We start from the raw sequence: 6815 nt of genomic DNA on the forward strand, positions 1-6815 counted from the left end.
GTGTTGGCAGCAGTGCCAAGAAACTGGAAAGATTGAAACTTTTGAGTTAGGAACGCGGGATATATGCGATCGCTTCCTGATTCCAGAAAAACTTTACGGTCGGGAACGAGAAATACAGCAACTTTTAGAAGCATTTGAACGAGTAGCACAAGGCAACAGCGAAATGATGCTGGTTGCAGGCTTTTCCGGCATCGGAAAAACCGTTGTCGTCAATGAAGTTCACAAACCAATTGTCCGACAGCATGGCTATTTCATAAAAGGAAAATTTGACCAGTTTAATCGCAATATTCCCTTTTCGGCATTTGTGCAAGCATTCCGCGATTTAATGACACAATTGCTCAGTGAAAGCGATATCCATATCCAAGCATGGAAAACCAAAATTTTAGCAGCCATAGGTGACAACGGACAAGTCATTATTGAAGTTATTCCCGAGCTAGAACGGATTATCGGACAACAACCTGCAGGTCCAGAATTATCAGGGATAGCTGCTCAAAATCTGTTTAATTTACTATTTCAAAAATTTATTTCTGTCTTCACCACCAAAGAGCATCCCTTAGTGATGTTTCTGGATGACTTACAATGGGCAGATTCAGCATCTTTAAAGTTGATGCAATTGCTCATAAGTGAATCCCTGTCCAGTCACCTGCTACTAATTGGAGCCTATCGAGACAATGAAGTTTCCGCTGCCCATCCCTTAATTTTGACTTTAGATGAAGTCACGAAAATAGGGGCAATTGTCAATACGATCACACTGGCACCTCTCGCTAGAACCAGTTTGAATCAATTAGTAGCAGATACGTTGACTTGTTCTCCTAGGTTAGCAGAACCGCTGACGGAATTGGTGTATCAGAAGACAAAAGGGAACCCATTTTTTGCGACGCAGTTTATCAAGGCATTGCATCAAGATAAATTGATTGTTTTTGATATTCAAGCAGGATATTGGCAGTGCGATATTAGCAAAATTACAGAAGCAGCACTGACGGATGATGTAGTTGAATTCATGGCGCAGCAGTTACAGAAATTGCCCGTTGAAACTCAGGATGTTTTAAAATTAGCCGCTTGCATTGGCAATCAGTTCGATCTGACAACATTAGCAATTGTTTCGGAAATCTCGGAGACGGCAACCGCAACGGCTTTGTGGAAAACTTTACAGGAAGGTTTTGTTTTACCTCAGAGTGAGATTTATAAATTTTATGTAGGGGAAGAAGACAATATCGATCGATCTACTTCTCAAACAGTTGTCTATCGCTTCTTGCACGATCGCGTCCAGCAAGCTGCTTATTCTTTGATTCCGGAAAAAGAACGCGCGATCGCTCATTATCAAATCGGGCAATTACTCCTGCAACAAATTTCAGCAGAAGCCAGAGAAGAACGCATTTTTGAATTAGTCAACCAGTTGAACTACGGAACCATACTGGTTGTAGAACAACAGGAAAGGGAGGAACTCGCCCAACTCAACTTCACTGCTTGCCACAAAGCCAGAGCCGCCACCGCATATCAAGCCGCCCGCGAATATGCCACAGTGGGACTGCAACTGCTGGGAACAGACGCTTGGGAACGGCATTACGAAATGACCCTATCCCTGCACGACTTAGCTGCCGAGGTGGCTTTCTTGGCGGGCGATTTTGAGCAGATGCACAAGTGGATTGAAGCGGTGATTCATCATGCGAAAACACCTTTAGAACAGGTGCAAGTTTACCAAGTCAAAATCCAGGCATTGGTCGCCCACAATAAATTTGTCGAGGCGATCGCGATCGGTCAATCAGTCTTCCAAATGTTAGGAGTAAACCTACCAAATGAACCAACCCTAGACGATATTCGGCAGTTGAAGCAAGAAATTGATGCCTTAATTGAAGGTCGCTCTATTGAATCATTCTTTCATCTGCCGAAAATGAGTGACCCTCAGCAATTAGCCATTATGCAAAATGCGGCTCGGCTGACACCCGTCTGTTATATGTCCGGCACCAAGCTTTATTTTCTGGTGGTGGCACTCCAGGTTAAGTTGTCCATCCAATTCGGCAATAGTCCGGTTTCCGCTTTTTGCTACGTGGGTTACGCCTTCCAACTGAGGATGCTGTGGGGCGATATGACAATGGTGCCTCAGTTTGGGCAATTAGGATACCAACTCTCCTTAGAACCCGATGCCAAAAACATTCGAGCCGCAACCGCCATGTTAATGGGGGCATATGTTGGTTCTTGGACGATCCATCTGCAAGAAACGCTGCCCATTCTTCTCGATGGCTATCAAGCTGGATTAGAAACAGGCAATCTAGAATTTATGGGCTACGACGCCCAGTTGTACTGTTTCAATGCTTATTGGTACGGTCAACCGCTCACTGAACTCGAACCGCAAATTCGCGCCTATTACCAACAGTTGTGCGACCTCCACCAAGTCACAGCAGCAAACTGTGTGTTGGCGTACTGGCAGGCGGCTCAAATTCTCTTGGGTCAGTCAGAGGACGAGATTCCTTTACGCCAGGATGCCTATGAAGAAAAAGTCCTGGCTCAGGCAAAAGTCGATTTTTACCGACTATCCTTCTTCTACTTGTATCGATTCACATTGAATTACTGGTTGGAAGACTTTGCTAAAGCAGAACACGATGCTGCTCAAACGCGACAGTATTTGGCTGGAGGGATGGGAAGTATTGTTGAACCCATCTTCTACTTCTATGATTCTCTGAACGTGCTGGCCACTGGGTCGGAATCGATGTCCCAGTCAGAGCAGCGATGGCAGCGAGTGGAAGAAAATCAAGCCAAGCTAAAAGATTGGGCAGATTATGGCCCCATGAATTACTTGCACAAATATCATTTAGTTGAAGCCCAAAAAAATCGCGTTCTTGCTCGCAAAACAGAAGCTTTAGAATTTTACGATCTAGCAATTCAAGGAGCTAAGGAAAACGGTTATATCCAAGAGGAAGGATTAGCCAACGAACTCGCGGCTAAATTCTACTGGGAATGGGGCAAAGAAAAAGTCGCTGCCAGCTATATGCAGGAGGCGTATTACTGTTATGCCCGTTGGGGTGCACTAGCTAAGGTTGAAGACTTAGAAAAACGCTATCCCCATTTACTTCAGCCTATCCTGAATCAGCCCAAACTTCGCTTTAATCCTCTAGAGACGCTGGCAACGATTAGCCACTCTTCGCAGACTTCCAGTAATAGCAGCACCAGTATTTCCGATGCCCTTGATTTCGCATCTATTGTGCAAGCTGCTCAAGCTTTATCCAGTAAAATTCAGCTTGATGAATTGCTCGACACCCTCAACCAAATTATTTTAAAAACTTCGGGAGCAGAAACTTGTGCTTTGCTACTCCCCCATCAGAAGGAATGGCAAATCCGGGCAATAACTCACATTAATCTAGATAACCAGTTACCCACAACCCTGCTGCAAACCCAACCTCTAAATGGCTCGGCGGTGATTCCGCTCAAGCTGGTTTATTATGTCAAACACACCCTGGAAACTGTGCTTATTGAAGGTGGCAAGACCGATATTCCGGGTTTAATGAATGACTGTACGCTCCAGTATCACTCTCAAAGTATGCTATGTACTCCAATTCTCGATCGCGGGAACTTAGTTGCGATACTTTATCTGGAACATAGCTCGACAAAAGGAGTGTTTACTCGCGATCGTCTCCTCATCCTCAACTTCCTCTGCACTCAGGCTGCCATTTCCCTAGAAAATGCGCGATTGTATCAGCAAGCCCAGGAATACGCCCACCAGGTGGAACAATCTCAACTGCAATTAGTGCAGAGCGAAAAAATGTCGGCTTTGGGGAATTTAGTAGCCGGGGTTGCCCATGAAATTAATAATCCCGTTGGATTTATTTCTGGCAATATTCATGAAGCGATCGCCGCCGTCAAAGATCTGACTAAATACCTGCAAGTCTACCAAGAAAAATTTCCCCATCCTGGAGATGAGATCGAGCAAATAGCAGAAGAACTTGACATCGAATATCTCTTAGAAGATTTACCAAAAATGTTAAATTCTATGCAAATCGGGTGCGATCGCATTCAAGGTATCAGCACCAGTCTTCGTACCTTCTCCCGCTCCGACAAAGATTACAAAGTTCCTTTCAATATTCATGACGGAATTAACAGTACGATTTTGATTCTCAAACACAGATTGAAAGCGAACGAACAGCGTCCAGCGATTGAAGTTGTGAAAGAGTACGGGAACTTGCCCTCAGTGGATTGCTTCCCCGGACAATTAAATCAGGTGTTTATGAATATATTAGCCAATGCCGTTGATGCACTGGAAGAATCAAATCGGGAACAGAGTTTAGAGAAGACTAAAGCCCCAGCCAATTGCATCACAATTCGGACAGAAATGAAGTCTAAGGAGTGGGTGACGATTCGCATTTCTGACAACGGGCCAGGCATATCAGATGAGATAAAAGGTCAGATTTTTGACCACTTATTTACAACTAAAGGTGTGGGTAAAGGCACGGGATTGGGATTGGCGATCGCACGGCAGATTGTGGTTGAGAAACACGGCGGTACAATCGAGGTAAATTCTGTATTAGGAGAAGGGACGGAGTTTACGATATCATTGCCGATGAAAGGATAAGAATAGGGAGGATCTTATATTAGTAAAAACACTTCTTCTGGCTCCTTCCTTCTTCTTCTTTTCTCCTGCCTCCTGCCTCCTCTCTCCTGCCTCAAAATTTCAATTTATAGCTGGGTTGCTTTCATTGAGATGCTCCCTAAGACTATTTTGATAGAGCGCCATTTTTCTGTTTAAAAGTGAAAAATCATAAAAGCGGTAGAGTCGGTCTGTTGCGACTCTCGTAGTTCTATTTTCCTCAAACTCGACCAATAAAAGTGTATACTTACAATAGTTCGGACAGTTTTTATATAGCCCAATGGCTTATGCTTGCTTGGCTTTGAGCCACTGTGGATAATTAAATCAATGTCAGCTCCACCCCTGACTTACATTTAATTCGACTTTTTTATGCTCCTTGCCCCGCGTAAGCTTGTAGTATCGTTCCAAAAACTGTCCGGAGTATTGTTTAATACAAAGCCAAATAAACAAGTTCTTTTGTCTGGCAGATCGATTTTTAAGTATTTATACTGTATCGAGCGGTTCGCGCTAGACTATCCCACGGAATTTACTGCCCGCCCGCACCCCATGTGACAGTTGGGGTGCGGAATGTGGGTTTAAGAGCTGAGGATATAACTTGGAAAGGACTAATTTAACGGGCAACCGATTGAGTAAATTATTAATTTTGCTATCATTAGCATAATCCAAGGGATAGATATTAAGTCAAAGCAAGTTCAAGAATATCTAGGTAGAAAAACAGAAAGTCACAGAAAATATGCTAGACATAGCACTTTTTATATTGGACTGTGGGGTGAATCATGGGTCGATTTAATCTAGTAATTGGCTGGTTGTTGTTGAATTAATGTCTTTGTCCCCACACAAACTACCTAATTATCAACAACGCTTGAGAGCTATGAGACTTATTAGGCGTTGCTGAATTGATGTATGATATAGCGATCGAGAGCAAAGTTGACGAAAAACAATGAACAGCAAATTAGAGTCAATCGAATGTCCTGAATGCAAGTCAACTCGTATTAATAAGAATGGGCATAAAGCAGGTAAACAGAATCATATATGTGTTGATTGTGGTAGGCAATTCATAGATTCCTATCAATCCCATCAAGGGTATGCACAGGAAGTTAAAAGAGAGTGTCTAAAAATGTATGTCAATGGCATGGGTTTTAGGGCAATTGAGAGAGTTAAAGGAGTCCATCACACTAGTATTATTAATTGGGTTAAGCAGGTAGGAGAATTGCTCCCAAATGCCTAGGATTCAGAAATAATTCCCGAGGTGGGGGAACTGGATGAGTTGGAAACATTTGTCGGCTCAAAAAAAACAAAATCTGGCGAGCGACGGCGGTCAATCACTTTCAACCAGGAATCTTAGGATGGGTAATGGGCGACCATAGTGCAAAAACTTTTCAGCCATTATGGGAACTAGTCGGTAGCTGGAAATGCTACTTTTATGTCACGGATGGATGGCCAGTCTATCCGATATTTATTCCAGATGGAGACCAGATTATCTGTAAAACTTATATGACTAGAGTAGAGGGAGAAAATACAAGGCTTAGACACTATGCAAGCTCGACTTCATCGTAAGACACTTTGCTATTCTCGCGTCAAAAGAAATGCTAGCACATTCAGTTAGATTACTAATTCACTATCTCAAGTTCTGGGATGTTCCCACCCCATATCCTGCTAACTATTAAATGTAGCTAAAGATTCCATCCTGTTTTGAATAATGTTTTTGGATCTCGATCGCTACATCATACATCAATTCAGCAACGCCACTTATTAAATCAGCATTATAGGCAACTTGTCGCCCCGACAGATTAATTCATTACCTCAAGTGTAGTGATGCCACTGTACCCGCGATCTTCATTCCTTAATTCAGCACCCCCCATGCTGTTAGAGAGGCTCGAAGGCGAGGTCATTGATTATAAACCTTGTGACTATTATTTTGACCCAGTCAGGAAGTTTGCTTGAAAAGTTATTCCAGAAATGGAGCTTATTCCAGAAATGGAGCTATCTTGGGGACTGGATGGTTTAACAGGCAACAAAGGATAAAGAGTGGTGGCACTGAGTCAGAGAGTCTAGGGAAAAGTTGTAAGGTAGAAAAACCCTGAAGACTGCACAGAATTAAGTCATCATCATCACCATGTCAAAAGAGAGGTCAAGCCCTCGGTCTATTAGTACGCCTCAGCTTCATCCCTCTCAGGACTTCCACTTAACGCCTATCAACGGGTGTTCTGCCCGTGACCTTACTGGATAACTCCAT

Annotated in this window: 1 protein-coding gene, 1 rRNA gene and 1 pseudogene; 2 read left to right on the plus strand and 1 reads right to left on the minus strand. The window is 43.3% G+C overall.

Annotation, left to right across the window (positions count from 1 at the left end):
• Both QUA38_RS26435 and QUA38_RS26440 read left to right on the plus strand, forming a co-directional pair.
• Nucleotides 1–4564 (plus strand): AAA family ATPase (locus QUA38_RS26435; RefSeq protein WP_333167145.1); only part of this gene is annotated, 4564 nt, incomplete at its 5' end.
• Nucleotides 4565–5540: 976 nt separating this feature from the next.
• Nucleotides 5541–6246: pseudogene (locus tag QUA38_RS26440) on the plus strand (IS1 family transposase).
• Between the two features lie 460 nt (nt 6247–6706).
• Here the strand turns inward: QUA38_RS26440 and QUA38_RS26445 are convergent.
• Nucleotides 6707–6815 (minus strand): 23S ribosomal RNA (locus QUA38_RS26445); the annotation flags it as partial.

The sequence above is a fragment of the Microcoleus sp. Pol12B4 genome, assembly GCF_036701385.1.
In the GTDB taxonomy this organism is placed as follows: Bacteria; Cyanobacteriota; Cyanobacteriia; order Cyanobacteriales; family Microcoleaceae; genus Microcoleus.